Source organism: Flavobacterium sp. (genome assembly GCF_003525665.1).
GTDB lineage: Bacteria > Bacteroidota > Bacteroidia > Flavobacteriales > Flavobacteriaceae > Flavobacterium.
The window spans coordinates 1,674-4,957 of the sequence record NZ_DQDX01000046.1 but is presented as its reverse complement, the minus strand read 5'-3'; the positions used below and the strand labels follow the sequence as shown (position 1 = coordinate 4,957).

Annotated in this window: 3 protein-coding genes and 1 pseudogene; all 4 read left to right on the top strand. The window is 31.9% G+C overall.

All coding sequences use genetic code 11. The annotated features are described in order from the left end of the window. Window positions 1-1,340 (top strand): TolC family protein (locus DIU01_RS03235; protein WP_367221692.1); only part of this gene is annotated, 1,340 nt, incomplete at its 5' end. 8 nt (window positions 1,341-1,348) lie between these two features. Beyond that, entirely contained in the window at window positions 1,349-1,528 is a 180-nt protein-coding gene (locus DIU01_RS03230; RefSeq protein WP_290831816.1) for a hypothetical protein, read from the top strand. Window positions 1,529-1,550: 22 nt separating this feature from the next. Then, a complete protein-coding gene (locus DIU01_RS03225; RefSeq protein WP_290831815.1) occupies window positions 1,551-2,861 on the top strand; it encodes an efflux RND transporter periplasmic adaptor subunit in 1,311 nt (436 codons plus the stop codon). Between the two features lie 18 nt (window positions 2,862-2,879). After that, window positions 2,880-3,284, top strand: a pseudogene (gene tsaB / locus DIU01_RS03220) (tRNA (adenosine(37)-N6)-threonylcarbamoyltransferase complex dimerization subunit type 1 TsaB); the annotation flags it as partial.

Sequence of the window (3,284 nt, the reverse complement as noted above, 5' to 3'; positions counted from 1 at the left end):
TTGAAATAGTAAATATGAAGAAAATTAGTATTTTATGGGTTCTAGTGGTTTTGATTGGAACTTCGGTTTCGGCACAATCCAAAAAGTGGACTTTAGAGGAATGTGTTGATTATGCCATTAAAAATAATATTTCAATCAAGCAATCGGAGCTGGATTTAAAAGTATCTGATATTGAAAAAATTGAAGCTCTTGGTAATTTTATGCCAACGCTAAATGGTAACGCTAACTTTAGTATAAATACTGGAGCAAGTATTAACCCGGTAACTAATCAATTTCAAAACGAAACCTTCAAATCTTTTTCTGCCGGAGTAAATTCTAGTGTTTCTATTTTTAATGGGTTAGTAAATTGGAAAAACTTGCAAAGAAGTAAGCTTTCTAAAATTGCAAACACGTATCGTTTAGATAAAATGAAAGACGATATTGCACTTTCTGTTGCGAATTCGTATTTACAAATCTTATTCAACAAAGAACAACTTAAAGTTCAAAAAAATCAGAATGTAATTACTAAAGAGAATTTAAAAAGAACTCAAGAATTAATAAACGCTGGTTCTGTTCCTGCAGGAGATATTTTCGAATTGGAAGCTACAGATGCAACGCAACAACAACAAATAATTAGTACAGAAAATACGTTATTGATTTCCAAAATAGCTCTTTGTCAAACGCTTTTGTTAGAAGAATACAGTACTTTTGATATTGTTGATGTTCAAATTGATGTACCTGTTTCTACAGTTGTAAATGAATCGCAAGATGCTATTTTAGCAAAGGCAAAAGAAGCTGTAAAAGACGTGAAAATTGCTCTTTCAAATTTAGAATTGGCAAAGAAAGATGTTGCTATTACTCGATCTTCTTATTTACCGACTCTTTCTGGTTTTGTTGGTTACAACACACGTTGGTCAGAAAGTCCGATTTTTAATTTCATTGATCAATTATCATTATTTGACGGTACAGCTGTTGGATTACAATTGAACGTTCCAATTTTTAATGGATTTTCTGTAAAAAGCAGAGTGAAACGTGCCAAAATCAATCAAGAACGTTCAGAATTTCAGTTGAAACAAACCGAATTGGATTTAGAAAGAAACGTGTATCAAGCTTATAATGATGTAATTAATGCAAAGAAATCATTCGAAGCTGCACAAAAATCTTTAGAAGCTAGAAAACAAGCTTACAATTTTACTAAAGAACGATATAATGTTGGTTTACAAAATGCATTCGATTTTTCGCAATCAACTATTGCATTAGAAAACGCTCAATCAGAAGTTTTAAGAACCAAATACGATTATATTTTTAAAGTTAAAGTAGTAGAATTTTATTTTGGGATTCCAATTTCACAGCTAAAATAATAAGTAGTATGAATAAGAGAGTATTTTTAGAAGTTTTAAAAGCATTTTCGTTAGGAGTTTTATTTGGTTTAATATTTGTTTATTTCACCGATTCAAAATCTTATATTCTTAGACCAATTGTCTTCGGATTATTTTTTGTCACAATGCACGCAAGTAATAATTCATATAAAAAACCAGAACAAAAATAACATAAGTATAAAATTACCAATCATGTCAAAGAAAAAATTATTTATAATACTAGGAGTAATAGTTGCAGTGATAGCGCTTGCTATTTATTTATCAAAATCTGGAGCTATTGGCAATAGTGAGGAAGGTACCGAAGTTGAAACTGCTAAAGTTGATGAAATTACAATCATAGAAACCGTTTCGGCAACAGGAAAAATCCAACCCGAAATTGAGGTGAAAATATCATCAGAAGTTTCTGGAGAAATTATTGCTTTACCTATAAAAGAAGGTCAAGTGGTTAAAAAAGGTGATTTGCTGGTTAAAATCAATCCCGATTTATATACTTCTGGTTACAACAGAACGATTTCTAATATGTCGGTTTCTAAAGCTGGATTGAGTCAAGCCGATGCCTCTTTTAAAGAAGCTAAAGCCAACTATGAAAGAAACAAAACGTTGTTTGAAAAAGGAATTATTTCTAAGTCTGATTGGGATAAAGCGATTTCTGCTTATGAAGTTGCTGTTGCTAGTAAACAATCGGCTTATTATAATGTTCAAAGTGCCAATGCAACTGTGAAAGAAGCAAAAGATAACTTAGGTAGAACTACCATTTATGCTCCAGCAGACGGAACAGTTTCTATGTTAAATGTAGAATTGGGTGAAAGAGTTTTAGGAACACAACAAATGACAGGAACTGAAATTCTTAGAGTTGCGAACCTTAATAACATGGAAGTTGAAGTTGATGTTAACGAAAATGATATCGTAAAAATTAGCGTTGGAGATTCTGCAAATGTGGAGGTTGATGCTTATTTAAAGAAAGAATTTAAAGGGATTGTTACTAGTATTTCTAACTCTGCAAGTACTGCAACAACTGCCGATCAAGTGACTAATTTTAAAGTAAAAGTTAGAATTTTAAAAGAATCATACCAAGATTTATTAGAAGGAAAACCAGTAACTTATTCTCCATTCAGACCAGGAATGACTGCTACTGTTGATGTAATTACTAAAAGAAAAGAGAAAATTATTGGTGTGCCAATTAGTTCGGTTGTTGTAAAATCAGACACTGCTGCAACAAAGAAATATGTTGCTGAAGAAGAAAATGATGACAAAAAAGTAACTGCAAAATCAGATAAGAAATTTGAATGTGTATTTGTTAAAGATGGCGATAAAGCAAAAATAAGAATTGTGAAAACTGGAATTCAAGATGATACAAACATCGAAGTAATCTCTGGTTTACAAAAAGGAGATGTTGTAATTATCGGACCATACAATACGGTTTCTAAAGATTTAAATTCGGGTGATAAAATTGTAGTATCTAATTCGAAAGATAAAGACAAGGCAAAAGCTGCGAAGAAGTAATGATCTCAAAATAATTTCATGAGTTATATTTTAAATATTGAAACGGCAACTAAAAATTGTTCGGTAGCGATTGCCAAAAACGGAACAACTATTCTTTGCAAAGAAACGGCAGAGTTAGGCTATTCTCATGCCGAAAAACTCCACGTTTTTATTGAAGAAATTATAGCCGAAGCTGGAATCACAATGAACGATTTAGCTGCAATTGCTGTTAGTCAAGGTCCAGGTTCTTACACTGGTTTACGAATTGGAGTTTCTGCTGTGAAAGGTCTTTGTTATGCTTTGCAAATTCCGTTAATTTCTGTGGATACTTTGCTTGTTTTGGCAAGTAAAGTTGCTGAAACTGACGGTTTGGTAATTCCGATGATTGATGCCAGAAGAATGGAAGTTTACAGCGCTATTTTCAATTCAAATAAAGAAAAAAAA